At 55.3% G+C, this 26395-nt stretch carries 25 protein-coding genes; 14 read left to right on the top strand and 11 right to left on the bottom strand.

Annotated elements, in window-relative coordinates; translation table 11 throughout:
* Positions 1–8: 8 nt before the first annotated feature.
* Complete coding sequence (locus tag ABLV30_RS15770) at positions 9–1097, bottom strand: alpha/beta hydrolase (protein ID WP_265799911.1); 1089 nt, start codon at positions 1095–1097, stop codon at positions 9–11.
* 209 nt (positions 1098–1306) lie between these two features.
* Here ABLV30_RS15770 and ABLV30_RS15765 point away from each other — a divergent pair, with 209 nt between their 5' ends.
* A complete protein-coding gene (locus ABLV30_RS15765; RefSeq protein ID WP_265799909.1) occupies positions 1307–2221 on the top strand; it encodes an AraC family transcriptional regulator in 915 nt (304 codons plus the stop codon).
* A gap of 52 nt (positions 2222–2273) precedes the next feature.
* On the opposite strand, the gene ABLV30_RS15760 is transcribed toward ABLV30_RS15765, so the two are convergent.
* The gene (locus tag ABLV30_RS15760) at positions 2274–3170 is read right to left on the bottom strand and encodes a LysR family transcriptional regulator (RefSeq protein ID WP_154919083.1); all 897 of its coding nucleotides are present in this window, start codon (positions 3168–3170) and stop codon (positions 2274–2276) included.
* A gap of 138 nt (positions 3171–3308) precedes the next feature.
* On the opposite strand from ABLV30_RS15760, the gene ABLV30_RS15755 reads away from it, so the two are divergent.
* The 3 genes from ABLV30_RS15755 to ABLV30_RS15745 all read left to right on the top strand — a co-directional run bounded on the left by ABLV30_RS15755 (position 3309) and on the right by ABLV30_RS15745 (position 5477).
* The gene (locus tag ABLV30_RS15755) at positions 3309–3617 is read left to right on the top strand and encodes a hypothetical protein (protein WP_025108361.1); all 309 of its coding nucleotides are present in this window, start codon (positions 3309–3311) and stop codon (positions 3615–3617) included.
* Positions 3618–3880: 263 nt separating this feature from the next.
* Positions 3881–4438: an NAD(P)H-dependent oxidoreductase gene (locus ABLV30_RS15750; protein ID WP_025108362.1), complete on the top strand. Its 558-nt coding sequence runs from the start codon at positions 3881–3883 to the stop codon at positions 4436–4438.
* 19 nt (positions 4439–4457) lie between these two features.
* The gene (locus tag ABLV30_RS15745; RefSeq protein WP_265799907.1) at positions 4458–5477 is read left to right on the top strand and encodes an aldo/keto reductase; all 1020 of its coding nucleotides are present in this window, start codon (positions 4458–4460) and stop codon (positions 5475–5477) included.
* A gap of 110 nt (positions 5478–5587) precedes the next feature.
* On the opposite strand, the gene glgX is transcribed toward ABLV30_RS15745, so the two are convergent.
* Genes glgX through treZ form a run of 3 tightly spaced genes read right to left on the bottom strand, consistent with a single transcriptional unit; the run spans position 5588 to position 11990 of the window.
* Entirely contained in the window at positions 5588–7657 is a 2070-nt protein-coding gene (glgX, locus tag ABLV30_RS15740) for a glycogen debranching protein GlgX (RefSeq protein ID WP_122117681.1), read from the bottom strand.
* Positions 7654–10206: a malto-oligosyltrehalose synthase gene (gene treY / locus ABLV30_RS15735; RefSeq protein ID WP_265799904.1), complete on the bottom strand. Its 2553-nt coding sequence runs from the start codon at positions 10204–10206 to the stop codon at positions 7654–7656. Before treY ends, glgX begins: the two co-directional genes overlap by 4 nt.
* Positions 10203–11990, bottom strand: coding sequence for a malto-oligosyltrehalose trehalohydrolase (gene treZ / locus ABLV30_RS15730; RefSeq protein ID WP_265799902.1), 1788 nt, complete (start codon positions 11988–11990; stop codon positions 10203–10205). The genes treY and treZ overlap by 4 nt, the downstream gene beginning before the upstream one ends.
* A 144-nt stretch (positions 11991–12134) precedes the next feature.
* On the opposite strand from treZ, the gene ABLV30_RS15725 reads away from it, so the two are divergent.
* Complete coding sequence (locus ABLV30_RS15725) at positions 12135–12662, top strand: GNAT family N-acetyltransferase (protein WP_265799900.1); 528 nt, start codon at positions 12135–12137, stop codon at positions 12660–12662.
* Between the two features lie 116 nt (positions 12663–12778).
* The gene (locus ABLV30_RS15720) at positions 12779–13663 is read left to right on the top strand and encodes an SDR family oxidoreductase (RefSeq protein WP_004850866.1); all 885 of its coding nucleotides are present in this window, start codon (positions 12779–12781) and stop codon (positions 13661–13663) included.
* 53 nt (positions 13664–13716) lie between these two features.
* Here the strand turns inward: ABLV30_RS15720 and ABLV30_RS15715 are convergent, their stop codons facing one another.
* Positions 13717–13947 (bottom strand): hypothetical protein, encoded by a 231-nt coding sequence (locus tag ABLV30_RS15715; RefSeq protein ID WP_265799898.1) that lies wholly within the window; start codon positions 13945–13947, stop codon positions 13717–13719.
* Positions 13948–14265: 318 nt separating this feature from the next.
* Between ABLV30_RS15715 and ABLV30_RS15710 the strand changes: the two genes are divergently transcribed.
* Together ABLV30_RS15710 and ivy are read left to right on the top strand one after the other, a co-directional pair.
* Complete coding sequence (locus ABLV30_RS15710; protein ID WP_004102047.1) at positions 14266–14427, top strand: YqaE/Pmp3 family membrane protein; 162 nt, start codon at positions 14266–14268, stop codon at positions 14425–14427.
* 57 nt (positions 14428–14484) lie between these two features.
* On the top strand, positions 14485–14925 hold the full coding sequence (ivy, locus tag ABLV30_RS15705) for an Ivy family C-type lysozyme inhibitor (protein ID WP_046877563.1): 441 nt from the start codon (positions 14485–14487) through the stop codon (positions 14923–14925).
* An 89-nt stretch (positions 14926–15014) separates the two neighbouring features.
* On the opposite strand, the gene nqrE is transcribed toward ivy, so the two are convergent.
* Together nqrE and ABLV30_RS15695 are read right to left on the bottom strand one after the other, a co-directional pair.
* On the bottom strand, positions 15015–15626 hold the full coding sequence (gene nqrE, locus ABLV30_RS15700; RefSeq protein WP_348865620.1) for an NADH:ubiquinone reductase (Na(+)-transporting) subunit E: 612 nt from the start codon (positions 15624–15626) through the stop codon (positions 15015–15017).
* 120 nt (positions 15627–15746) lie between these two features.
* Positions 15747–17282 (bottom strand): cyclic diguanylate phosphodiesterase, encoded by a 1536-nt coding sequence (locus tag ABLV30_RS15695; RefSeq protein WP_265799893.1) that lies wholly within the window; start codon positions 17280–17282, stop codon positions 15747–15749.
* A 308-nt stretch (positions 17283–17590) separates the two neighbouring features.
* Here ABLV30_RS15695 and ABLV30_RS15690 point away from each other — a divergent pair, with 308 nt between their 5' ends.
* The 5 genes from ABLV30_RS15690 to ABLV30_RS15670 all read left to right on the top strand — a co-directional run bounded on the left by ABLV30_RS15690 (position 17591) and on the right by ABLV30_RS15670 (position 23685).
* The gene (locus ABLV30_RS15690) at positions 17591–18880 is read left to right on the top strand and encodes a glycoside hydrolase family 10 protein (RefSeq protein WP_162557345.1); all 1290 of its coding nucleotides are present in this window, start codon (positions 17591–17593) and stop codon (positions 18878–18880) included.
* 51 nt (positions 18881–18931) lie between these two features.
* On the top strand, positions 18932–19384 hold the full coding sequence (locus ABLV30_RS15685; RefSeq protein WP_025108372.1) for a nuclear transport factor 2 family protein: 453 nt from the start codon (positions 18932–18934) through the stop codon (positions 19382–19384).
* 125 nt (positions 19385–19509) lie between these two features.
* Positions 19510–19932, top strand: a complete 423-nt coding sequence (locus ABLV30_RS15680; protein ID WP_154919072.1) for a hypothetical protein — start codon at positions 19510–19512, stop codon at positions 19930–19932.
* Between the two features lie 16 nt (positions 19933–19948).
* On the top strand, positions 19949–23056 hold the full coding sequence (locus ABLV30_RS15675; RefSeq protein ID WP_265799891.1) for a multidrug efflux RND transporter permease subunit: 3108 nt from the start codon (positions 19949–19951) through the stop codon (positions 23054–23056).
* A gap of 11 nt (positions 23057–23067) precedes the next feature.
* Entirely contained in the window at positions 23068–23685 is a 618-nt protein-coding gene (locus ABLV30_RS15670; protein WP_014229339.1) for a TetR/AcrR family transcriptional regulator, read from the top strand.
* Positions 23686–23742: 57 nt separating this feature from the next.
* Here the strand turns inward: ABLV30_RS15670 and ABLV30_RS15665 are convergent, their stop codons facing one another.
* Both ABLV30_RS15665 and ABLV30_RS15660 read right to left on the bottom strand, forming a co-directional pair.
* A complete protein-coding gene (locus tag ABLV30_RS15665; protein WP_014229338.1) occupies positions 23743–24303 on the bottom strand; it encodes an RNA polymerase sigma factor in 561 nt (186 codons plus the stop codon).
* 5 nt (positions 24304–24308) lie between these two features.
* On the bottom strand, positions 24309–24734 hold the full coding sequence (locus ABLV30_RS15660) for a hypothetical protein (protein WP_032749123.1): 426 nt from the start codon (positions 24732–24734) through the stop codon (positions 24309–24311).
* A gap of 54 nt (positions 24735–24788) precedes the next feature.
* Between ABLV30_RS15660 and ykgR the strand changes: the two genes are divergently transcribed.
* On the top strand, positions 24789–25037 hold the full coding sequence (gene ykgR, locus ABLV30_RS15655) for a small membrane protein YkgR (protein ID WP_196546335.1): 249 nt from the start codon (positions 24789–24791) through the stop codon (positions 25035–25037).
* A gap of 60 nt (positions 25038–25097) precedes the next feature.
* Here ykgR and ABLV30_RS15650 read toward each other — a convergent pair whose 3' ends face one another.
* Positions 25098–26240, bottom strand: a complete 1143-nt coding sequence (locus ABLV30_RS15650; RefSeq protein WP_265799889.1) for an alpha/beta hydrolase — start codon at positions 26238–26240, stop codon at positions 25098–25100.
* Between the last annotated feature and the right edge of the window lie 155 nt (positions 26241–26395).

The following is a 26395-nucleotide window of genomic DNA, read 5'->3' as shown; positions in this document are numbered from 1 at the left end:
GTTATGACTTATTTATTAAGGTATTTATTAAAAAATACCGTGATGTTATCAAACGGAATCTTATCCATGCGATCATATAAATCAACATGGGTGGCATCTTTCACAATCAGAAGCTCCTTAGGCTGATTTGCCGCTTCATATGCCGTTTTAGAGAAATAAAGCGAATGCGCTTTTTCACCATGAACAAACAGGATTGGGCGCGGAGAGATTTCCTTAATATACGTCATCAGCGGGAAATTCATAAAGGACATCGGCGTTGTCACGGACCATGAGTTTCCTGAGTTGACGGCACGTGGATGATATCCGCGTTTGGTCATATAGTAGTCCGCGTATTCCACGAGGAACTGCGCTTCGCCGCCCTTCAGTTTATTGTAAGCTGGCTGATAAGCCGGTTGACCGTTTGCCGCATCGTCCCAGCGCTGAAGGCTCATCTTCTCAAGCGCCTGCTCGCGTTGCGCCGGCGTTACGCTGTCATTATAGCCCTTTGACATCACGCGGCTCATATCATACATGGTGCTGGCAACAACCGCTTTTACGCGTTTATCCACGGCAACAGCGTTCAGCGCGATACCCCCCATACCGCAGATACCGATGACGCCGATACGTTCACGGTCCACATAAGATTGCAGCCCAATAAAATCGACGGCTGCCATAAAGTCTTCGGTATTAATATCAGGTGACGCGATATTGCGCGGTTCCCCACTGCTTTCGCCGGTATAAGACGGATCAAATGCCAGCGTCACAAATCCGCGCTCGGCTAAGGTTTGCGCATAAAGACCTGAGGCCTGCTCTTTTACCGCGCCAAAGGGCCCGGAAATAACCAGTGCCGCAAGCTTCTTGTTTCCGCGATCTTTAGGAAGATACACATCTGCGGCCAGCGCAATGCCGTAACGGTTTTTAAAAGTTACTTTTTGATGATCCACTTTGTCGCTCCTTGGGAAGGTTTTATCCCACGTCTGCACCAGGCGTACTGAAGAATCTGCTGTGCCTGCTGTCGGCTGGGCGACCGCAGATTCTGTTGAAATCATGGCCAGCGCTCCGGCAAGGAGCGCGCCATTAAAAAAGCGGGTTGAAGTTTTTAGCGTCATGATAGTCATACCTTCATTCAAATTGGATGCGGGTTGGGTTGTAGTCAGCGCCTCATTTCGGTATGGCTATTTTGGATGTCGCTAATGAAATCTGTTATTAAAATACTCTGCATTATTTGCCTGATCCTATTAACATGATGCCAAAGCGTATATTTCACTTTTCATAACGGGTAAGTTGACGACGTCGCACAGACTTAACAAATATGAGGCGTGATGGAATGATTTCAGACAAATCGGTTGAGAGACGACTCGGCGAGCTCTCCCGGGATATTGCTCAGCGCACGCCCGGTACCGGTGATTTCCCCACCGCGGTTGAAGGGCTGGAACTCTTCCGGCGCAACGAACCCGCCCCTCCGGTGAGCTGCCTGGTTCCTCCGAGTATCGTCCTGGTGGCTGATGGCGCGAAGATCATGTGGGTTGGCGGTGAAGCTTATGAATATAATACGGAAAAATTCCTCATCACCTCCCTCGACTTGCCAGCCAGTTCGGAAGTGTTACAGGCATCGCCATCACGGCCCTGCGTCGGCGTCGCCTACAAACTTGACCAGCGCGTACTGATGGAATTAATTGCCCAGGGATGCCTGCCGCCAGTCAAAAAACGAGATGCGGGAACGGGGGTCGGTATAGGAACCATGACTGATGTTTTACTGGAGCCTTTCTGCCGCCTGCTTTCACTGCTGGACGAACCTGAAGCCATTCCCGTCCTCGGCCCGCTGATTCAGAGGGAGATACATTACCGGCTGTTGATGAGCGATCGGTCCGATCGTCTCAGGCAGATTGCGGCAGTCGACGGCCATGGCTACCGTATCGGTAAAGCTATCGACTGGTTAAAGACCAACATTGCTTCGCCTCTGCGCGTCGAAGAGCTGGCAAGTCGCGTGCAAATGAGCACGCCCTCCTTCCACCACCATTTCAGACAGCTTGCGGGAATGAGTCCGCTCCGCTATCAGAAATGGCTGCGTCTCAATGAAGCAAGGCGACTGATGCTGAATGAGCATTACGATGTCACCACAGCGGCCTATGCTGTCGGCTACGAAAGCTTATCCCATTTCAGCCGGGAATATACGCGGATGTTTGGGGAGCCACCCAAGAGGGATATTACTGTGCTGAGAGAGTCTGCCGGTAAGATTTAATGATACCGATTTTCATCGTTAATCCCGAGGTGAAAGTGAGTCGTCGTTTTTATCACTCCGTAGCGGCTATCAGAAAGTCGATCAGGGTTTTCACTCTTTTGGTTTTACCGGCGTTTTTCGGGTAATAGAGATAAACTGGCGGATAGGTTTTCCAGTAGCTCTCCATCACGGGTATAAACTGCTCTCGATCGGGCTGTAACCGCCAGATGGGTTCGAACAAGCGCCCTATCCCCAGCCCGTGGCGAATACCGTCTGCCATAACGTCAATATCGTTGCTGATTAACTGTCCGGGCATTTCTAAGGTCAATGGTTCTCCGCGATCGTTAAGGATCAGCGGAAGAATGCGGTTGTTGGTGATGAAACGATAGCCAATCAGCCGGTGATGGCTGAGATCGGCTGGCGCCTCAGGCATTCCATATTCGGCGAGATAGGCTGAAGACGCATATAACCCTTCACGAAACGGTTTCATCAACGGGCGTGCCACCACCCCGCCTTCAAGGATATCTCCAAAACGAATCCCCAGGTCAAAACGCTCCTCGATAATATTCACGGTACCGTCGTAGACCGAAATTTCCAGCTTTATACCCGGATATTGCCGACAGAATGCCGCCATTGCGTGTTTAAGAATGAGCTGGTAGGCAAAGCGCGAGAGCGTAATCCTCACCGCGCCGGAGGGCTCCCTATTCTGGTCACGGAGACTTTCCAGCGATTTCTCCAGCGAATCCACCGCGGCGGCGGTTTGCTCCAGCAGCTGTTGCCCGGTTTCCGTTAGCTCAATGCGCCGGGTCGTGCGCACAAAAAGCGGATGGCCAATATGCTCCTCCAGCAGCTTGAGCGCATTGCTGACGGAAGGCGGCGTAATTTCAAGTTTCCTGGCGGCTGCCGAAATATTGCCTTCGCGCGCAATGCTCTGAAAGATACGTATCTGATTATAAAGGGCGTTATTCATAGCATTTTCCTTAGCAAACCTCGGCTGATTATTAAGTACAGGCTAAATATGCTTAAGTCAATGCCCGCCTAATCTTCTGCGAATGAGGCGCTTATACTTTTTTCTCTTTCCACTGAAAACTGAGTACAGGAGACGATGATGCGAATTTTATGTCTGGATATGCCCAACCCTGGCGCAACGCCGGAAAAATATGCGCCACACCTTACCGCTGAGGCCCTGCACGCCTGGGGGCTGTATAAATCCGGCTTTATCCGCGACATCTATTTCCGTCAGGACAGGCCCGGCGTCGCCATTTTCCTCGAATGTGACACCGTGGAAGAAGCCAGTAACGTGATGGCTGAATTCCCGCTGGCAAAGGCGGGCTTATTAACGTTTGAGTGCATTCCTCTCGGATCCTTTATTAGCTGGGAAAGTCTCTTCTCCGCAGAATTTAAAAATCAAAAATGAAGGAAAGGTGATGACCGACGAACGCCTTAATACAGAGCGGATGGCGTGAGCATGGCGCGGGTGCATGCGCGCCACCAGCCAGCGTAAGGCGGCAGAAAGCATTGCATTCTTATCCACGCCTTTGGCCGCAAGCAGCGCTTCGGCCTTTTTAAGGTGCTGATTATTAGCTTCTGTCTAAAAGTGATTGAGCCTTTACTGCTCTAAAAAATAATCCTGCATCCCTATACTGAGTTAATCTTTATCAACGGACTTAACTGATTGAAATGAAAAATATCCTTATCGTATCCGGGCATCCCGATGTTAACCATTCCGTCGCCAACGCGACCATCCTTGACGAGGTGGCGACCGCCCTGCCCGACGCTGAAATTCGTCGTCTGGACTGGCTTTATCCAGACGGCAAAATCAACATCGGCGCGGAGCAGAAAAGTCTGCTGAAGGCGGATGTCATCGTCTGGCAGTTTCCCTTTTCCTGGTATGGCCTCCCGGGGCTGATGAAACAGTGGCTGGATGAGGTTTTTGTTCACGGCTTCGCGCACGGTTCGGCGGCGAAACTGGGCGGTAAAAAGCTGCTCCTCTCCTTCACAACGGGTGCGCCGCAGGCAATGTATACCTCTGACGGCTTCTTTGGTCACACCATTGAGGAGTACCTTATTCCGTTCGAGACCACGGCAAGGCTGTGCCGGCTTGACCTGCTGACGCCGGTATATACCTGCGGTATCAGCTATGCCGACCGGGATGCCGATAAAATTGCCCAGCAAAAGACGCTCGCCAGGGAGCACGCTTCCAGGCTGATCGCGCAGCTTAACGCCCTTCCTGAATAAACCCACGAGGGAAATGAAGATGCAGTATACCCGACTCGGCAAAAGTGACTTACTGGTCTCCCGCATCTGCATGGGGTGTATGGGATTTGGCGATCTGTCTACGGGCCAGCATCGCTGGACGCTGAATGAAACGGAAAGCCGGAACATCATTCGCTACGGTCTTGAAAAAGGTATCAATTTTTACGATACCGCCATCGCCTATCAGAACGGCTCGAGCGAGCGGTACGTTGGCCGGGCGCTGCGAGATATGGCAAAACGCGATGAGATCGTCCTTGCCACCAAGTTTCTGCCGCGTACGCCAGCGCAAATTGCGCAGGGTATGAGCGGAAAACAGGCGATTACCCGTTCGCTTGACCAGAGCCTGCAGAATCTTGGTATGGACTATATAGACCTCTATATCTACCACCTCTGGGACTATAACACCCCCGCGATCGAGGTCCTTGAAGCACTGCATGCCGCCGTCACCGCCGGCAAGGTACGCGCCATTGGCATTTCAAACTGCTATGCATGGCAGCTGGCGAAGATGAACGCGCTTGCCGAACGCGAAAGGCTCACGCCCTTTGTTTCCGTGCAAAGCCACTACAACCTGATTATGCGCGAAGATGAACGCGAACTCTTGGGGCTGTGCGCTGAAGACGGCATCGCAGTGACTCCCTATAGCGCACTGGCAAGCGGTCGTCTTTCCCGTAAGGAAGGCCACACGCGGCGGGCCGCTGAGGATGACTATGCCCGCGGGAAATATGACCGCACGGCGGAACAGGACAGCGTCATTATCGAGCGGGTCGCTGAGCTTGCCGAACGGCATCAGGTTTCCATGACGGAAATCTCACTCGCCTGGCTGCTTAATAAGGTCACCGCCCCGGTCGTAGGCGCGACCCAAAAAAGGCATGTCGACGGCGCGGTTAACGCCGTGAATTTTCAATTGAGCGCGGAGGAAATCGGGTATCTGGAAGAGTCCTATCAGCCGCATTTTCTGACAGGGATTATGGCGCAAAACACACCGCAGACCAAAGACGACAGGCAGGTATGGACGCGATAGACGCCGCGAATCTCATACACTAAAAACCGAATGACAGTTCCAGGGGATTTCCATCAGGCTAGCGCGTGGCAAAAGAAACCCGGCATTCAGCGCCGGGTTTGTCTGAGGCTTTAAGGCCGTCTGAAAAGGGCAATGCTGCGCCCGGCCAGAACAAAATCAATTGTCTCGGTAATGATGACGCCGTCCGTTTTTTCTTCAGCGGTCGACAGCTCAAGAACCCAGCCGCCTTCGCCAAACTGCGGGATCTGGAACGGAACATCGCCCTCAAAGGGATTGAACAGCATCAGCACGTCATGCCAGATGCCCTCCTCCTGTTCAAGGTCGGGTCGGCTGATGGCGAGACCTAACGTCGAACCTTCATCCCATTGTTCAGATTGCTGCAGACCGCCGCCGGCGTTAAACCAGCGTATCTCGAGCCCGTCACGCCAGCTTTCACGGCGTAAAAGCGGTTGCTCCGCACGCAGCGCTATCAGACGCTGGGTGAAATGGCGCAACGCATGGTCCTGATCGGACAGTGCTTCCCAGTTAACCCATGAAATCTCGCTGTCCTGGCAGTAGCCGTTATTATTGCCCTGCTGAGAACGGCCAAACTCATCGCCGGCCAGCAGCATCGGCGTACCGTGGGAGAACAATAACGTGGTCAGGAAATTCCGCTTCTGGCGTTCGCGGACGGCGACGATATCCTGATTTTCCGTCGGACCTTCTTCGCCATAATTGCAGGAGCGGTTGTCATTATGCCCGTCGTTATTGTCCTCACCGTTGGCTTCATTATGCTTCTCGTTATACGAAACCAGATCGTTCAACGTGAAGCCGTCATGGGCGGTAATAAAATTGACGCTGGACCACGGACGACGGCCGCGTAAATCGTACAGATCGCCGGAGCCCAGTAAACGGGCGGCAAAGTCGTTGGAAACATTATCCCCCTTCCAGTATTCCCGCACCGTATCACGATATTTATCGTTCCACTCGCCCCAGCCAGGCGGAAAACCGCCGACCTGATAACCCCCGGGACCGATATCCCAGGGCTCACCAATCAGTTTAAGCTTCGATAAAACCGGATCCTGAGTTATCGCATCGAAAAAACCACCTCGCGGATCGAAGCCTTCGGGTTCGCGCCCGAGAATGGTCCCCAGATCAAAACGAAAGCCGTCGACGTGCATAGCTTGCGCCCAGTAACGTAGCGAATCCATGACCATCTGCAGCACCCGGGGATGCGAGGTATTCACCGTGTTCCCCGTCCCGGTATCATTTATGTAATAGCGATGCTGGTCCGGCATCGTCCGGTAGTAGGAAAAATTATCGATGCCTTTAAATGAGAGCGTCGGTCCCAGCTCATTGCCTTCCGCGGTGTGGTTGTAAACCACGTCAAGGATCACTTCGATACCGGCATCATGAAATGCGCGCACCATGTCGCGGAAGCCCGCGATACCCGCAGGTCCGTAGTAACGGGACGCGGGAGCGAAGAAGCCCAGCGTATTGTAACCCCAGAAGTTTTTTAGCCCTCTGTCGAGCAGATGCCGATCGTCCGGAAACCAGTGTACGGGAAGCAGCTCAACGGAAGTGATGCCCATGCTCTTGATATAATCGACGGAAGCCTGATGCCCAAGCCCCTCAAATGTGCCGCGCAGCTCCGGGGGAAGCGCCGGATTGCGCTGGGTAAAACCCTTCACATGCGTTTCGTAGATAACCGCATGCGGCCAGGGGACGTCGGGGCGATTCTCCCCCTGCCAGTCGAAGGCATCCGGGTCGACAACCTTGCATTTTGGCGTAAATGGCGCGCTATCGCGGGTATCAAAGCTCAGATCTTTCTCCTCATGGCCCAGCTCGTAGCCGAAATGCGCATCGTTCCATTCAATATCGCCTTCCAGCTCCCGCGCGTAGGGATCGATAAGCAATTTATGTGGATTAAAGCGATGGCCGTTCTCCGGATCGTACGGCCCATAAACCCGATAACCGTATAAGGCTCCGGGCTGCAGACCGGGTACGTAGCCGTGCCAGATTTCGTGTGTATATTCAGGTAGTTCAAGCCGGGCTATTTCCGTTTTTCCGCAAGGATCGAATAAGCACAGCTCAACCCGCTCAGCGTGCGCTGAAAACAGCGCGAAGTTCACGCCCTTTCCGTCAAAATTAGCCCCCAGCTGCTGGCCGTCACCGGGCTCTATTGCAAACGTTTCTTTCATTGTCCCTGTTCCTCTCCACTTTTCTTTTCACTAATAAGCGTCACTAACCACCCCGTTGCTGACGCCAGATCGAGCGCCTCTTCGACAAGACGCTTTTCGCCGGTTAACGCATCGCGATAACGTCGTCCTGCCAGAGCTTCGGGTATGGCTACCGCAGAGTTGCCCCACAGCCTGACCGGGGAATCAGCCAATCCGTGCGCCGCGACGTCAAACGCCAGGCGAGGAACCACCACGATAAGGGCCTCCTCGTCGTTGATGCGCGCGTAGGCGATAAGATTCTCTTCCCTGTCACCGGTGACCTTTAATGGTACCCAGTCACCATAATGGAAGAGCGCGGAATACCGCTGCCTTAACCTGAGAAACGACGCGGTGACGTACTGCTTCAGCTGCCCGTCTCGCCATGCGTTTTCGCTATTAAACAACTCAGGGCCTTCGCTATCGAGGTTATGCGCCAGGACGGCGAAGTCAGGTTCACGTCGGTTATCCGGATCGACAAGGCTGAAGTTCAGCGCCTCGCTCCCCTGATAAATATCCGGTACGCCGGGCGCGGTCAGTTTGATGACCGTCTGGCTGAGGCTGTTCACCAGGCCGGCACGGATAAAAGGCTGCAGGGCGGTGTGAAAATCGTTGAGAAAGAGCGAATTATCCGCAGCGAACAGCTGTTGCGCATAGTTCAGCACAACGCTTTCATAGCTTTCATTGCTGTCGATCCAGTCGGTTCTTTGCTTGGCCTCGCGCAGCGCTTTTTCCATAAAAGCAAGAAAACGCGTCTCGAGTTCTTTCAGCCCTGCGGTATCGTCGGGCAGCAGCGTTGCAGGCCACACGCCGGCGAGCGCCTGATAGATCATCCACGTATCCGCCGCGTTCGGCGCCGTACCGTCGTTCAAAAAACGCACCTGGGTTTGATTCATCTGACGCCAGCGCGCAAGGTTTTCCGCCCACAGCTGCGGGGCTTCCGTTAGGGTGTAAAGCCGGGCGCGCGCATCTTCCCCGCGTTTAGTATCGTGCGTCGACGTTCCCAGCAGCGCGTCGGGCTGGCGGGCAAGACGAATGCGCATCTCCTGGTGAAAACGAGAGAGAGAAAAAGCGCGAGGAGTAGGATCGGCCCCGACTTCGTTCAATGCCAGGTCGAGGTTATGGCGAAAGAACAGCGTATCCTCGACCGATTTAGCCATCAACGGCCCCGTCAGCTGCTGAAAGCGGGTCCTGAAGAGTGACGCGGTGTCGAGGCTACTTTCGTGCAGATTGCCGGTCAGGATGGCGATAATGACCTCAAGCGCCCTGGCATCGGGTTTGTCTTCCCTGGCGTTCACCTGGTCAACCACCCGGTTTAACAGCGTAATATCGCCTGCGGTCAGCCCTTCGGCGGTGCCGTAGGTACGATAGACCGGGAAGGCCAGCAGCAGTTCACGCAAGGCATGGCGCAGCGCGTCGCTCTCAACCGGCATGCTATTACGCTCCGCCAGTTCGGTGGCCAGCCGCAATAAGGTGGTAAATTCACCCTCAAAATTGCGATCCACCATCAGTCCTTTCGCCTCGCGCAGCGCGGTATGGCGATCTATCGCTCCGCCGAGCGCTTCATCATGAACCTGCTGCAGCTGATCGAGGTTATTGTCATCCACCAGCACTTCCGCCAGCGAAGCGATAAACTCATATCCTGTGGTGCCGGAGACGGGCCAGTCGGCGGGCAGCTGCTCGCCTTTGGCGAGGATTTTTTCCACCGTAATGTAGCACTCTGGCCCGGTTGCCTGGCGCAGGCGCTGCAAATACCCCAGCGGGTCGGCAAGGCCATCGATATGGTCAATGCGCAGACCATCGACGATGCCAGAATGCACCAGTTCAAGGATAAGGCGGTGGGTGTCGTCAAACACCGCCGGGTCTTCAACCCGGACGCCAATCAGGCCGGTAATTTCAAAAAAGCGCCGCCAGGAGAGCTGCCTGGGCGCCTCCCGCCAGGACATCAGCCGCCAGCTTTGCGCCTCGTGCAGCGCCAGAATGGCGTCGCGGTCCGGGGATGTTAGTAGTTGCTCACCTGTCGCCAGGGTTTGAGGATTCAGGGGCCAGGCCTGGTCATAGTAGACGAACGCCGGCTTCCCGGTTTCCGGATCGCGTTTTAGCGCGAGAGCCCCGCTCTCCAGCTCCGCCTCAAAGGTATCCCCCAGAAACGGCAGCGTAACGGGACGCGTCCAGTCAATATCGAAATAATGGGCCCAGGCGCTGTTTTTGCCCTGCTCGATGACGTCCCGCCACCAGCGATTCTCCAGCGAGGTCGCCATATGGTTGGGAACAATATCCAGAATCAGGCCAATTTGCGCGTTTCGCAGCGCCTTCACCATCCGGTCAAACCCTTCGCGGCCGCCGATGGCCGGATCGATCTCGTTAGGATCGGTAATATCATAGCCATGGGTTGACCCGCTGGTTGCCGTAAAAATCGGCGAGGCGTAAAGATGGCTGATACCCAGGTCTTTGAGATATGGTGCCAGAGCCGCCGCGCGTTCGAAGGTCATGCCGTTACGGAACTGAATACGATAGGTTGCGGAAGGGATCATGATGAGGCTTCTCCATGTGCAAAACGGACAACAATACTGTTTGGCGATAACGCCTCCTGCCGCTCCGGCCAGCTAAAAATGACCTCGCCCGGTATTTCCGGCATCGCGGCCCGCTCCTCGCCGATATTCAGCGCCACGGAGAGCGTGCCGCCGGAGAATTGCCAGCTCACCGCCAGCGCCTGCGCCGCCGCGTGCAGGATCATGCCCTCCACGGCCCCTCCCGCCGCGAGCAGCGGGACGATGTAGCGATGGCGCAGTTGGATAAGGTGGCGCGTAAAGCGCAGCCAGGCTTTCCCCTCCTCGCTTGCCGCCTTCTGCCAGTCGAGCTTAGAACGGATAAAGGTCCGGGGATCGTTCGGGTCAGGGACTGATGCATCGTGTCCCGCGTGCCCGGCAAACTCTTTAGCCCGCCCTTCCCGCACCGCCTTCGCGAGGTCGCCATGAAAATCGGTAAAGAACAGAAAGGGGTTCGTCTCCGCAAACTCTTCGCCCATAAACAGCAAAGGAATGTGGGGCGACAGAAGCAATGCGGCGAGCAGAACGCGCGTTTTCCCGGCGCCGGCAAGAGAAATCAGCCTCTCCCCCTGCGCACGGTTCCCGGTCTGATCGTGATTCTGAATAAAGTCGACAAAAAACTGCGGCGGCTGAGCGGCGCAGGCCACGCCGCGTGGCTTTCCGGTTTGCGCAGAAAGCTCACCCTGGTAGACAAACCCTTCGGCCAGCGCCCTTGCGACATTCTTTGCCGGCTGATGCGCAAAATCCTGATAATAGGCGTGCGTTTCGCCGGTCGCGAAAACGTGGGCGGCGTTATGAAAGTCATCATTCCACTCGGCGGTAAAGAGCGGCGTCTGTCCGTTCTCATCGCGCGGATGGAGGAAAATCACGTTCCGGCTGTCTTCAGTGGTGAGGTGGATATGGAGGTCGGGAATCGCGGCGCGGATATTTTCGGCTATTTCTATCAGGACGTGCCTGGCGGAGCGATCTTCAATCTGATCGATAGCATCAAAGCGCAGCCCATCGAGCTGGTATTCGGTCAGCCAGAACAGCGGCGCCTCGGTAATAAACTGCCGCACGGCCTCGGTTTCATAGGCGACAGCGTTACCCCACGGGGTCATCCGGTCCTGATGAAAAAAGCCCGGCGACAGCAGAGAGAGATAGTTGCCTTCCGGGCCAAAATGGTTCAGCACGATATCGAGAACCACCGATAGCCCTAACCCGTGGGCGGCATCAATGAAGGCGTGAAAATCCTCCGGTGCGCCATACGCTGCGTGCGGCGCATAGAGTAATACGCCGTCGTAACCCCAGCCGCGGGAACCGCCAAACTGGGCTACGGGCATGACCTCTATCTGGGTGATCCCCAGCTCCGCCAGATAAGGCAGCTTTTCGATGGCGGCCAGAAAGGTGCCTTCCGGCGTAAAGGTGCCCGGATGAAGTTCATATATCACGGTTTCTTCCCACGGACGCCCTTTCCAGCCAGAGTTAACCGGCTGAAAACGCCTGGGGTCGATGACCACCGAGGGGCCGTTAACATCATCGCGTTGCGCGCGCGACGCCGGGTCCGGAATGCGCGTGCCGTCGGCTAAACGGAGCATATATTCATCACCATGCTTTACGCCGGGGATGTCAATCTGGAACCAGCCCTCTCCCGCAGCGTCCATCGGAATATCCCGGCCCGTCAGGCTCAGCGTCATCGTTTTTTGACCTTCGGCCCAGACGCGAAAGCGGACCGTGTCCGCGGCAATGAACTCCGCCCCCCAATGTTTTTTAAATACTCTGGATTCCATTAAATATCCTCAAATGACCTGTGGAAAATGCGGTATGAATATAAGATTAGACCAGGTTTAAACGCGTGCGCTGTTGATGGCGAGGCTGTTATTTTTAAAGACGTTGTCTATGATTAATAAATCGCTTAAAAAACAAGGAATGCTATGCAGATTCGTAAAGGATTAAATTCCGACCTGGCTCGCCTGGAATATTGTGATTTTTCCTTCACCGTCAGCCAGATTGCCACCGGCCCCTTCGTCAATAATGATCTGAAAATTGAAACACTTCCCAGCGCTTATAATAAAACCTATGAACTGGACATCCAGACGCTGGAAAACCACTGCGTTAATCCGGATGCTATATTTTTAATCGCGGAAACCGATGCGGGGCAAGTGGCCGGATTTATCACCGCTTCCTTGATCTGGAACAAATTTATTTCCGTGGATTATATCGCCATCGAGCGCTCACAGCGCAGAACGGGCGCGTCCAACAAGCTCATGGCGGCAGCCCATATATGGGCTCGGAGCATGAGCGCGGCGGGATTAAAGCTGGAAACCCAGAACGTCAACGTTCCCGCCTGCCTTTTCTACCGAAATTATGGCTTTACCCTGGGCGGATACGATCGTTATCTCTACAGCGCGTTACCGGAAAAAGATGAAATTGCGCTGTTCTGGTATTACATGTTGACTTAAAAGCCAGGTAAATAATTCCTGGTTTTACGATGTTAATTATTCCTGGTTTACGCTTTTTTTATCGCCCAAACGCAGTCATTGACTAATCTTAAATTTCATTTATTAAGGAGGCCGGTATGACAACAGGAAATAACCCAACGCTACACTATCCACTTCCGCCGTTTGTCGAGCAGCCGCAGCAGCCCCCGGGGCTGGCATCCGAAATGAAGCCCCTTCCCGATCACGGTGAGACCAGCTATACCGGTTCAGGAAAGCTGGCGGGGAAAAAAGCGCTGATTACCGGCGGTGATTCGGGGATTGGTCGGGCTGTCGCGATTGCCTACGCGCGGGAAGGCGCGGATGTCGCTATCGGCTACCTGCCGGAGGAGGAGTCCGACGCGGCTGCCGTTATCGCGCTGATCCAGGCCGAGGGAAGAAAAGCCGTCGCCATTCCCGGCGATATTCGGATTGAGTCATTTTGCGATACCCTGGTTGAAAAGGCGGTCGCTGAGCTCGGCGGGCTGGATATTCTGGTTAACAACGCCGGCAGGCAGCAGTATTGTGAATCCATTGAGGCGTTAACGACCGCCGCGTTTGACGCCACGTTTAAAACCAACGTTTATGCGCCCTTCTGGATAACCAAAGCCGCGCTTCGTCATCTCTCTCAGGGGGCGGCGATCATTAACACCTCTTCCGTGCAGGCGTTTAAACCCAGCGAGATCCTGCTGGATTATGCCCAGACCAAAGCCTGCAACGTGGCGTTTACCAAATCGCTGGCTAAGCAGCTTGGTCCGCGCGGTATCCGCGTTAACGCCGTGGCGCCCGGTCCGTACTGGACTCCGCTGCAGTCAAGCGGCGGCCAGCCGCAAGAGAAAGTTCAGCAGTTTGGTGAGGATACGCCGCTCGGCAGACCGGGACAGCCGGTCGAGATTGCGCCCCTTTACGTTCTCCTCGCCTCAGATGCCTGCTCGTACGCTTCCGGTCAGGTCTGGTGCTCAGACGGCGGTACCGGCGTCGCATAAAAGAAGCGCTCGTCGCTGTCGCGCGCTGTTCCAGCTCGCCGCAGCGGCGAACGCTAGCCGCAGAGAAGAAACTGGATGAGGGTAATCAGCAAATAAAAACCGCAGACGATTTGCAAAACTCTCCAGCCCCACCTGAAATAACGCCACTGATAACGCTCCCTGGCATTCGCCTGCGCAATAGCGGGTTCCAGGACCTGCTTTTTCTGCTTCCTTCTAAGCATGCTCCAGCCCCACCCGATAATGGTCAGGATGACGATAACTTTATAAAGGATAATGTTGTCCATGCCGCCGCCATTTCATGATGGGATAAATCTCCCCGCCAGTGTAGCGCACTTCCCGCCTCGTTACCTGCATTCCTTATTTACGTTTAAATGCGTTTACGATGGAACACTCTTGCTTTGTCAGCGCCGCTGACGCAAGCCTCACCCTGGAATAATCTTATATATGTCAGAAAGGTGAATTGGGGCTTTTCTATTTATTAAATATGTAGTAACGAGGCGCGGGTAATATTAGCAGTCTTATTATTCAAAAAGTTAAAATTTGCAAAAACAGGCGCAACCGCTAAAATAATTATGAGCTAACTCACTAAACAGGGAGATATTATGGGTTTTTGGCGAATTGTGTTGACGATTATTCTACCCCCGCTTGGCGTACTGCTGGGTAAAGGGTTTGGTTGGGCGTTTATCCTCAATATTATTTTAACGATCCTCGGCTATATTCCCGGCCTTATCCACGCTTTTTGGGTCCAGACCAAAAACAGCTAATCAGAGCCATTATCACCGGTCATCAAACGGAATCAGAAAGTTCGCAGGAGCAATTTTATGCTTAAACACTTAACCGCTATCGCTTTTCTGGCTGCATCCACCCACGCCATGGCGCAAACCGATATGACGCTGGACGGTCTGGCCAAAAAGGAACCGGCAGCCTTTAGCCAGATGGTTAAAGGGCATACCCTGCCCGCCTGGATAAAGTCCGGCGGCACGGGCTCGCCTGCCCGGACGGTGAAGCTTGGCGCCGAGGTCTATCAGGTATTCAGCGTCTGCAAACCCCACGACTGCGCAGCGGAGCGCTTCGCCGTGCTGTGGTCGGAAAAATCCGGACAGATGTCCGGGCTTTATTCCGCCGTTGACGAAAAAACCGCCCAGGAGACACTGACCTGGCTGAATGTTAGCGATGAGCGCTCTATCGATGGCAAGACGGTGCTCTTTGCCGCCCTGAGCGGCAGCCTGGAGAACCATCCGGATGCGTTTAACTACCCGTAGTAAAACGCTGAGGCAATAATTTCGCGCCTTCTGCCGTACAACCCCAGGGTCTGGACGGCAGAAACTCTCCCCCCGACGTTCAGCGCAGCCTACAGCGAGATGCCGGCGAACGACATAAACCCCAGCGACATTAAGCCGGCGGTAATAAATACGCTGCCTAAACCGCGTAAGCCTTTCGGCATATTGGCATATTTCAGCTTTTCACGAATGCCGGCCAGCGCCACAATCGCCAGCGCCCAGCCAATACCGCACCCGGTGCCATAAGTCAGTGATTCAAGGAAGCTGTATTCACGCTGCACCATAAAAATCGTCGCGCCGAAAATGGCGCAGTGGATAGTTAACAGCGGCAGGAACGGCCCCAGAGCATGGTTTAACGCGTGGAAATATTTGTCGATCACCATTTCGAGGATCTGCACCAGCGCCGCAAGAACGCCGATAAACGTGATGAAATCGAGGAAGCTCAGGTCAACCCCTTCGATCAGGGCGTTCTCTTTCAGCAGGTAATGGTAAACCAGGTTGTTAATCGGCGTCGCAATGGCCAGCAGCGCCGTCACGGTTACCCCGAGGCGAAATGCGACATCGATTTTTTTGGAGATAGCGAGAAAAGTACACATCCCGAGGAAAAAATTGAGCGCCATATTTTCAACGAAAACCGCGCGGATAAAAATATTGAGATGAGATTCAAACAAGACAACCTCCATGTTGTTGAGTTGTTTCTCAATAATGCCAAATTTTCAGCTTGAACGGGTTATTATTACTCGGTTTTGCCGAGTCGATCACCTTTTAATTTCCTGTGTTTTGCGTGGGCAAGAGCGTCGCCTTTAGCGCTTTCCTGACTCGCTAAACGAGCGAGGAAGCATCTGAATAAACGCATCGACCGGCACCGGTTTAGAAAAGTAATAGCCCTGATAGAGGGTAATCCCCATATTTTTGAGCATCGCGAGCTGCTCCTTATCCTCGATGCCCTCAGCAATAATCTGGCAATGAAACTTCCTGGCCAGATTAACCATATTCTTCACCACCAGCGCGGAAGCCGTGTTGGTCACAATGTTGAGGGTAAAGACCTTATCGATTTTGATAATCTCAGGATTAAATTGCTGGATGTAGCTGTAGTTCGCGTAGCCGGTACCAAAATCATCCAGCGAAAACTGGACGCCGATACGCCTGAGTTTGTCCGTCACCGCTGATGTTTGCCGGGTATTCTCGATCGACTCGCGCTCGGTTATCTCCAGAACAAGGCGGACTTGCGTCTCTTTCATCTGCTGGATAAACGTCTGGCACAGGGTCACTATTTCGTCGTCCTGAAAGTTTACCGAACTGGTGTTAAAGCAAATAAACAGACCTCCAGGAATAACGGATTGATGGCGCCGAAGCTGACGGATCACCTCGGCAAAGCAAATCGCCGTCACGTCTTTAATCAAGCCGGTCTGCTCTGCCACGGAAATAAATTTATCCGGCGCAATAAATCCCTGCTTCGGATGTTCCCAGCGCACCAGCACCTCACCGCCGATAACCGCTCCGCTATCATTGTTGATAATCGGCTGAATATAGGGCTTGAGCTGCTTCAGTTCGATAGCCTTTCTGAGCTGATACTCAATCGTATTCCGGTAGCGGAGGTAGTTCCTGAATAAAAAGGTGAGCAGCAAGGAGGCCAGAATAATGGCGATAAGCGTGTGTTGCTCATAGCGGATAAACGCCCCGACGCCAGAGGCGTAGCCGCGGTCGGCAATAACCGAATAGGTAAACAGCTCAGAGGCCAGGCGCACGGGAACCTTGATATCCGGCGTCGCCGTCACTTCCCCTTTGCGGGTCATTATCCGATCGCCAACCTGAAGATAGAGATGCGCATCGCCATCAAGAACGGTCAAAATGTTGTATAAATAATAGCCGTCAACGCCAACCAGAATCGTGTTTCCCCGCTCATCCTGTTCGCTGTAAACCATCAAGGGATGAAACGGCGTGATTTCGCTGCCGCTCAGCAGGCGCAGAGCGCCATGCGTATACTGGCGACGATCGAACTGAAATTTACGCCCGCCAAAAACCGAGGTGCAGTATATTTCGTTATCCTTACCTAAATTCACCGTGCGCACATCGGGAATGGTGGCCACCAGCGTGCGCAGCTCCGTCAGGACATTCTCGCTACAGCTTTTACCATAAAAAGGCTCAGCCAGATCGGCTGCCTGTTCCGCATGGGAGACGGTCACATCAAGGCTGGCTATCGCCTGCTGCAGGCGCGAATGGATATCTTGATCCACCTTTTTTTGCATTTGCCAGTAGCAAAGCCCGGTGCCCAGGCTCAGTAACGCAAGCAGAAACAGGAGTATCCACAGACGATGGCGTGATGATGAGTAGTTCATTGTGCTAATCCAGTTTGACTCGCCGGAAAAGGCCAAAGGTCAATTGTTTGGCCAAATTTTAATAAATCCTGTTTATACTCGCCCTGAACCGATCAAGTTTTAATGCATATCAATGATATATCATGGCAAACCATTGCGCGGCGCAGGAGGCGCTTTCTGCGTCTGAGGTTTGCGTGCTTATGCCGCCGCATCTGTAGCTAAATGATTGACTTAAAGCCGAATAATACGAAAATGACTTTTTTGTGCGATGACCAGAAAAGCTGGCAAATATGATGACGATCCGCTCTCGTAAGTTTATTCTGAACAAGGTGAAAATATCCGCGGTAGCTATAGCTGCCGCGCTGCTGTTGGCCCACTGCGGTAGCAAACCGCCCGTTTCTCTTGTCACGCCCATGCCGCCCGCGGCCCGCCAGCCGACGTTGCCCAAAAGCCAGGAGCCGGTGCGCGGCGTCTGGCTGACGACCGTGTCGCGCCTCGACTGGCCGCCGCTGGAATCCGTCAATGGCGGTATTAGCGCCGAACGGCGCATCGCCCTGCAGCAGCAGGCGCTGGTTGCCAAGCTGGATAATTTAAAAAGCCTCGGCATTAACACAGTCTTCTTCCAGGTGAAACCGGATGGCACCGCGCTCTGGCCATCGAAGATTCTGCCGTGGTCCGATATGCTGACCGGCAAAATCGGTGAGGATCCGGGCTACGATCCGCTCAAGTTTATGCTGGATGAAGCCCATAAGCGCGGCATGCGCGTTCATGCCTGGTTTAACCCCTATCGCGTCTCGGTCAATACGCGGCCGAAAACCGTCACCGAACTGAACAGCACGCTGTCGCAGGTTCCCGCCAGCGTATACGTCCTGCACCCTGAGTGGATTCGCACCTCCGGCGATCGCTTCGTGCTCGATCCGGGCATTCCGGAAGTCCGCGACTGGATCACCAGCATCGTGGCCGAGGTTGTGGAGCATTACCCGGTTGACGGCGTCCAGTTCGACGATTACTTCTACACCGAATCACCGGGATCGGCCCTTAACGACAACCGGACGTTCCAGCAGTACGGCCAGGGCTTTGCCGCGAAAGCGGACTGGCGGCGGCACAACACGCAGCTGCTGATTGAGCAGGTTTCCCGCACCATCAAGCAGCTGAATCCCGATGTTGAATTTGGCGTCAGTCCGGCAGGCGTCTGGCGCAACCGCTCCCACGATCCGGCGGGTTCGGATACCCGCGGCGCAGCGGCCTACGATGAGTCGTATGCGGATACCCGCCTCTGGGTCCAGCAGGGATGGCTGGACTACATCGCGCCGCAGATTTACTGGCCTTTCGCCCGCGACGCGGCCCGCTACGATGTGCTGGCAAAGTGGTGGGCTGACGTGGTGAAACCCACCCATACCCGCCTCTATATCGGCGTGGCGCTGTACAAAGTTGGCGAGCCATCGAAGAACGAACCTGACTGGATGATTAGCGGCGGCGTGCCGGAGCTGAAAAAGCAGCTTGATTTGAATGAATCCATGCCGCAAATTCAGGGCACGATTTTATTCAGAGAGAATTACCTCAATCAGCCGCAAACCCAGCAGGCCGTTAACTACCTGAAAAGCCGCTGGGGAAGCTGATGCACTCACCTGACAGGCCAGGAGCCTGGTATCAACCCCACCGGAGGATGTATGTTGAAAAAATCGATCGTCGCCTTTTCCTTGTTCTGCGCTCTGACGCCCGCCGTTTTTGCGGGCAACAGTGAAAATGAACAGCTGAATAAAAAGAATGTTATTGATTTTTATAATAAAGCGTTAAATGACAAAGACTTTGCCGCCGCCAGACCCTATCTGGGAGACCGCTACGTACAGCATAACCCGATGGCGAAAGACGGCGTTGCAGGCTTTGAGCAATTTATCGCCTTCCTGAAGAACAAATATCCCGACTCGCACAGCGAAATTAAGCAGGCGTTTGTCGACGGCGATCATGTGATCCTGCACGTTGAGGTCACCGGTCGCGAGCCGGGCGTGACGCGGGCGATTATCGATATCTTCCGCGTCGACGAACAGCATAAAATCGTTGAACACTGGGACGTGACCCAGAACGTTCCGCAAAAAACCGCCAGCGGCAACGGCATGTTTTAAATCCTGAGCAGGCGTTTCCTGCTCATCCCCCTCGCTTTCCCCGTTTACTCTTCGTACAGATGAACGCTTGTTTAAACAGTTTATTTACTTTACTGTAAAGTAAATAAACTAACAGAGTGAATCTGATGATTAGCAAAGAAAAATGGGGAAAGCTTTTTTATTTCATTGGATTATCATTTCTCCCCTGCGCGATGAACGCCGCTTTACCCAGCCTGCCCGCGCAGGGCGCCCCGCTCTATGACGCCTGCTCGCACCTACAAGAAGCGTCCGAGGCCTGGCGCTGTCGCGCCCTGCTCATTAGCCAGCGCGTGGAACAGCGGCAACGCTATCTGCACTTTTTACTGCAGCAGAATATTTTCAGCATTCAAACCTACGACTATCTGTGGAGTGAGTACCAGCGTACGACGTCATGTTCTGAGATCGGCGCCTTCTTGATGAGCAAAGTCCACGATGAGGCATTCCATGGGCTGCCCTTTACCCCGATTCCGCCCGACGATGCGATAAACGCGCCATCCGCCGTGTTTGCTCTGCAAGCATCCCTTAACTGACCGAAGGTGCACCACGATGCTGGCTCGCTTTTTTGTGTTTCGCCCGGTTTTCGCCGCCGTCATCGCCATCTGTATTATGGCGGCCGGCGCCCTTGCCCTGCTGACCCTGCCGGTTGAACAGTATCCGGATATCGCCCCGCCCGGCGTCAACGTCACGGCAAACTACCCCGGCGCCTCGGCTGAAACCGTGGAAGACAGCGTGACGCAGGTGCTGGAGCAGCAGATTAAAGGCATCGACGGCCTGCTTTATTTTTCCTCCAGCAGCAGTTCAGCGGGCCAGGCGCGCATTAGCCTCAGTTTTGATCAGCGCATTAACCCTGACATGGCGCAGGTACAGGTGCAAAACGCCGTCAATCAGGCTATCACGCGCTTACCGCAGGAGGTGCAGCAGCAAGGGATCGCGGTGACCAAATCACAGGGAGACAGCCTGATGGTGGTGGCCCTGTATGACCAAAGCCGATCGTTAACCAGCCTCGATATTAGCGACTTTCTCGTCAGTTCCCTGCAGGAGCCGCTGAGCCGGGTTGAAGGCGTAGGAGAAACCACCGTTTTCGGCGCCCAGTATGCAATGCGCATCTGGCTCAATCCGCTGCAGCTGACCAGCTACGGTCTGATGCCCTCCGACGTGCAGGCCGCCATCGAGGCGCAGAATTCGCAGGTCACCAGCGGTGAAATCGGTTCGCTGCCCACGCTGGAGGGGCAGTATCTGAACGCAACGGTCACCACCCAGTCCCGCCTTGAGCGTCCGGAACAGTTCGAAAACATTATCCTGCGCACCCACAGCGACGGCTCGGTAGTCTATCTGCGCGATGTCGCCCGGGTAGAGATCGGCGCGGAAAACTATCAAAACCAAACCACGCTCAACGGTTTCCCCTCCGCCGGGATCTCAATTCAGCTGGCCTCGGGGGCTAACGCGCTGGCGACGGCGGAGAAGATCCGGGCGGAGGTCGAACGCCTGACGCCGCGCTTTCCGCAAGGCGTTGTCGCCGCTTACCCGCGCGACAGCACGCCGTTCGTGACGGTCTCTATTGAAAGCGTGGTGCGCACGCTGATTGAGGCGATTCTTTTTGTGGTGGCCGTCATGTACCTCTTCCTTCAAAGCTGGCGGGCTACGCTGATCCCGACGCTCACGGTGCCGGTGGTTCTGCTCGGCACCTTCGGCATCCTCAGCCTGCTGGGCTATAGCATTAATACCCTCACCCTGTTTGCGATGGTTCTGGCAATCGGTTTACTGGTTGATGACGCCATCGTGGTGGTGGAGAACGTTGAACGCCTGATGGCGGAGGAGGATCTTACCCCACCTGAAGCCACCCTGCGCTCGATGAATGAGATCGCCGGCGCGCTGATTGGCATCGCGCTGGTTCTCTCTGCGGTATTTATCCCGATGGCGTTTTTCGGCGGCTCGGTGGGGATTATCTACCGCCAGTTCAGCGTCACCATCGTCTCGGCAATGGCGCTCTCTGCGCTGGTGGCGTTAACCCTGACGCCGACGCTGTGCGCCCATCTGCTTAAACCCGGGCACCTTAAAAAAGGGCGATTCTTCACCTGTTTCAACCGCGGCGTCGCCGCCAGCCAGAACCGTTACCTCGCCATACTCCGGCGGATAATCGTTCGCCCGCTCCGCTTTGTGCTGCTGGCCCTGACGCTGACGCTTTTGATGCTCTGGCAGTATCAGAAGCTGGCCAGCGGCTTTCTGCCCGAAGAGGATCAGGGCGCGGTGATGGTTCAGTTTACGCTCCCATCCGGTTCGCCGATGGCGATGACCGAGGCGGTCGGCGCGGACATTACCCGCTATTTCATGGCCGAGGAGGAGGATAACCTCAACGTCATCTTTATGGTCACCGGCAGAAACAACGCCGGCAGCGGGCAGAACGTCGGGATGGCCTTCGCCGAACTAAAGCACTGGGACGCGCGCCCCGGGGAACAGAACAGCGCGCAGGCGATTATCGCGCGGGCGAACCGGTACTTTTTAAAAAACGCCCGGCTGGCCACCATCAGCGTCATGTCGCCGCCTACCGTACGCGGACTCGGGCAGTCGAGCGGCTTTGAACTCTGGCTGCAGGACAGCGCGGAAAAAGGCCGCCAGGCGCTCATCGAAGCGCAAACCACCCTTCTCACTGCCGCCAGGCAAACGCCGACGCTGGACGCCGTGCGAATTAACAGTCTGGAGGAGAAAGCGCAGCTGCAGGTGGATATCGACAGACAAAAAGCCCAGGCCCAGGGGTTGGATCAGGCCGCCATCAATAGCACCCTCTCTGCGGCCTGGGGCGGCGTGTACATCAACGATTTTATCGACCGCGGGCGCGTCAAGCGCGTATATATGCAGGGGGATGCGGCCTGGCGTTCGACGCCGGATAATTTATCCGCCTGGTTTGTCCGCGGCGACAGCAACAACATGGCCTCCTTCGACAGCTTCTCATCATTCCGCTGGACTACCGGGCCGCAAATGCTCCAGCGGTTTAACGGACTGTCGGCCGTGCAGTTTCAGGGAAACGCGGCGCCGGGCGTCAGTTCCGGTGCGGCGATGGCGACGATGTCCGAACTGGTGGGCGAGCTGAGCGGGTTTGAAAGGCAATGGAGCGGTTTATCCTGGCAGGAGCAGACCTCCTCAGTGCAGACGTTATGGGTATACCTGGCGTCGCTGGCCTTTATGTTTTTGTGTCTCGCCGCCTTATATGAAAGCTGGTCGATTCCTGTCGCCGTACTGCTGATCGTCCCGTTAGGCATTCTGGGGGCCGTGAGCGCTTCGTTGCTCGCCGGATACGAAAACGATATCTACTTTCAGGTCGGTATGCTGACGACCATGGGGCTTTCCGCCAAAAACGCGATTCTGATCGTTGAGTTCGCCCTGGCGCGGTTTCAGCAAGGTAAAACGCTGGCCGACGCGGCGCTGGAGGGCGCTCGCCTGCGCTTGCGCCCCATCGTGATGACCTCACTTGCATTTGTTGTCGGCGTTATCCCTCTGGTACTCTCTACCGGCGCCGGCGCTTCCAGCCAGCGTGAGATTGGCGCCGCGGTGATCGGCGGTATGCTCACCGGAACGCTGCTGACCTTGCTCTTCGTTCCACTCTTTTTCCTGCTGGTACAGCAAGGAATGATGCGCCTTAAAGGGCGCAAACGGTAAGGACTCAATTGATGGGAAATCAACGCGGGCGGCCAATGAAAGCCCGCCCACGCATTTTACAAACCGCACGTGAGCTGTTTCTCAGCCACGGGCTTGATGTGTCGCTGGATACCATTGCCGCCGAAGCGGGTACCACGCGCCCGACGCTGTACAGCCATTTTCCCGGCGGCAAAGACGCGCTGCTGCTGGAGACGTTCGCGTTTCTCAATGACACCATGCAGCCGCCCCTGCGCCAGCTTTTGCAGGATCGTCAGCAGGATCTTCCCGCGCTGCTGCGCGGGTTTGCGAAAGTGGTGCAACAACACTTTTATGCGCCGGAGAATATTCACTTTCAGCGCCTGCTGATTCAGGTGCTGGTGCAAAAGCCCGAGCTTTACGTCACGCTCGAACAGCGCCCCTCAGGCCGCGTATTGCAGGCGCTGAGCGATATCCTGGCGCAGAAACAAGACGAAGGTCTGCTGACCCTCAGCGACCCGGAGCTAGAGGCGACGGCGTTTCTCGGCGCGATTATGGGCTATCCGCTGCCGGGGGCCTTAATTGCGCAAAAAGCGGTGGCGCCAGAGAGGCTGGAGCAGCTCGCCGAATGCGCGATTAGCGCCTTCCTCACGGCCTGGGGCTACAGGCAATAATTCAATCAGCGGCTTAAACGCACCTCTCCGGCCCCTGCAGCAGGAGCCGGAGAACGCCTAACTGGCCAGCAGTTCATCGTACAGCGCGCGCAGGCGGGTACGAAGGTAGAGTACCGCTTTATGCTTACGTGAGAGCAGCGCCTGTTCGCTGACGCCGGACTCCTCTGCCAGCTCCCGGTAGCTGTAGCCATGCAGTTCGGTTTTCTCAAAGGCTTCACGCTGGGCGGGCGGCAGCTCCGAGAGCGCCTGACTTAATTCCTCCCAGAGCAGCGCTTTCAGATACTCATCCTCCGGCGTTTGCGCAACGCCAAACAGCGTTTCGGCCAGCTCATCCTCGGGAAAATCGCCCTCTTCCTCGTCGCTGAAACCGCCCGCCAGCGGCAGCTCGCGCTTTTTTCTCGCCCTGTCGGTCATCTCGTTACGCGCCGCCCGGAACAACCAGGCGGCGATATTCTCCACCGGCTGCTCGACGCGAATGAGCTGATACGTCACTTCCTGCAGGATATCGTCCGCCTCATCGCGCAGCGGGGTCCGTCCGCGAATAAAAGCCTTCAGCCGCGACCGGCAGGCATCGAGAGCGGAAACAAGCCGTGATGGCGCCACGATCCTGTTTTTCATTGTGCTCACTCGGGATCCGCGCTTTTAGGCGAACTCTCCTGCTGCGGAGCATGCTCGCTGCGGCGGTCGCGCCAGCCGCAGCGGCCGCGATGACCGCGGTGGCCAAAGCGCTGCACAAACTCATCGCGCTGCTCCGGGCTCATGTTCATCCAGCGTTCATGCATCCGACGCCGCGCGTTACCGATGCCGAACATTCCCGGGCGAAAGCCGAGACCGCCGAACAGGATCCGCGACAGCGCCAGCACACCTAACGCCTGCCAGAAGCCAATGCTCTTCACCCCAAGGATGGCCGGCAGCAGCGCATTCCACAGCGACATCACCAGCAGCCCAAGAATGGCGATTAGCGCCACGCCGATAAGAAGCGGCTTCGCCATTCTGTGGCGGCCAAAGCGGTGATGGTGGTGCTGACCGTGCATATCGATATCTCTCATCGTCTGTTTACCTCATTACGCTATTGAATAATTACCCTGTGCGGAGGTAGACGAATGAGCGGGCAAAATATTGCTGAGAATAGTAAAAAAATTGACACACTTTATTTGTATGACAAATATTTTTTATGTGATCTCCATCACCTACATGCAGGCGCGACGGCGGTAACGTTACCCGGTGATTCATTGAAAAAAGAGGAAGTTATGAACGCGGTAAAATCACTAAAAGCCGACTGGGCGATTATTACGCTGATGATTGTTGTCGCCGTCGTTATGTATGGCTATCTGATCCCCAAATACTGGTAATCGACGCCATACCTGTACTGAACCGCCCCTTGCTCAGGGCGGCTCATCATCCCTTCGCCGCTACCGCTTATCGTTGAGCGTCTTAATCAAAAACGGCACCGAGTCGCGTAAAGACGGGTTAACCGTACCGCTATGATCCAGCCCCTCATAAATATGCACGTCCGCACGGGTTCCCGCGCTTTTCACCGCGTCCGCAAAGCGTTTTTGCATTGCCGTCGGCACGTTAATATCCGCGCTGCCAATACCGATAAACACCGGGTGATCGATTTTCAGCGTCGGGTAGAGCATGGCGCCCACGCTGGCGTTTAACAGCGAATCCACCCCCGGCTTCAGGGCGTTAGCCGCATTCAGACCGGCCTTCATCACTTCATCGTTGAGCGGCGTAATGCATAAATTGCTCGCCTCTTTCAGCAGCGGCAGCGCTTTATCCTGGAAATAATCAGCCGGATTGAGCTGCGTGTTGCTATCGGCAGCCGAGAGGTAAATATAGAAAATATAGGGTATTTTCGGGTCGCCGCCGCTCGGCGCTTTGCCGCCTGCCGGCGGAAGAATGTCGGCTGCGGTGGTCCCCTTCTCAAAATACGGCGTCCCGGTCAGCACCGTTGCGCGAACATTCAGCTCCGGCGCGTAGTGGGGTTGATATCCGGCGCTGGCGAACGCGGCGTGCGCGCCCTGCGACTGTCCGACCAGAATGAGTTCATTTTTCAGCGGGAACTGTTTCAGGGCGGCGCGAACGCTATCAAGCACGCTCCACGCTTCGCCGCGGGCATTAAGATAGTGGTGCAGGCCAGACGAACCCAGACCGGCATAATCCGGCGCGACCACCGCGTAGCCCAGCGACAGCCAGGTGTTCAGGTACTGCTTATCGCGTTCGCTACGCGGGTTTAACGACGGCGCGCAGTGATTAGCTACGCCCACGGTACCGTGGGCCCAGACCACGACCGGCCATCCCCCTTCCGGGGTGGCGCCAAACGGAATAAAGACCGCGGCGGTATCTTCACGGGCGGTTTTGCCGTCCACGCCGCTGCGGGAGGGATAGCGCAGGAGATACTGCTTTGCCGCTTCGCTTAAGCCATTTCCGGCGCTGAGCGGAGAGACCGCGTCGCTATTATCGGCGGCGGCACTGGCCGGGACCGCGCTCATGGAGAGCAGTAGCAGCGCAGAGGTGGCGGCGAGGAATTTTTTTGAGAGGGAATACGTCATAACATCCTGTTCCTGAGTGGGGATGCACTTAGTGTAGACCCTGGCGGTTGAATATCAGGTCAATGAAGCCAGAGCGGCGAAATGATTTTCCTGAAGTCTGACCCGCCTCGCTGTTTGCCTGTCACAATAATGATAGCTTTTTATCATTAACCTCA

The organism is Klebsiella sp. CN_Kp113, from assembly GCF_040064585.1.
Lineage (GTDB): Bacteria > Pseudomonadota > Gammaproteobacteria > Enterobacterales > Enterobacteriaceae > Klebsiella > Klebsiella michiganensis.
The sequence above is the reverse complement of the archived record's forward strand: the minus strand, read 5'-3'. Positions and strand labels throughout refer to the sequence as shown.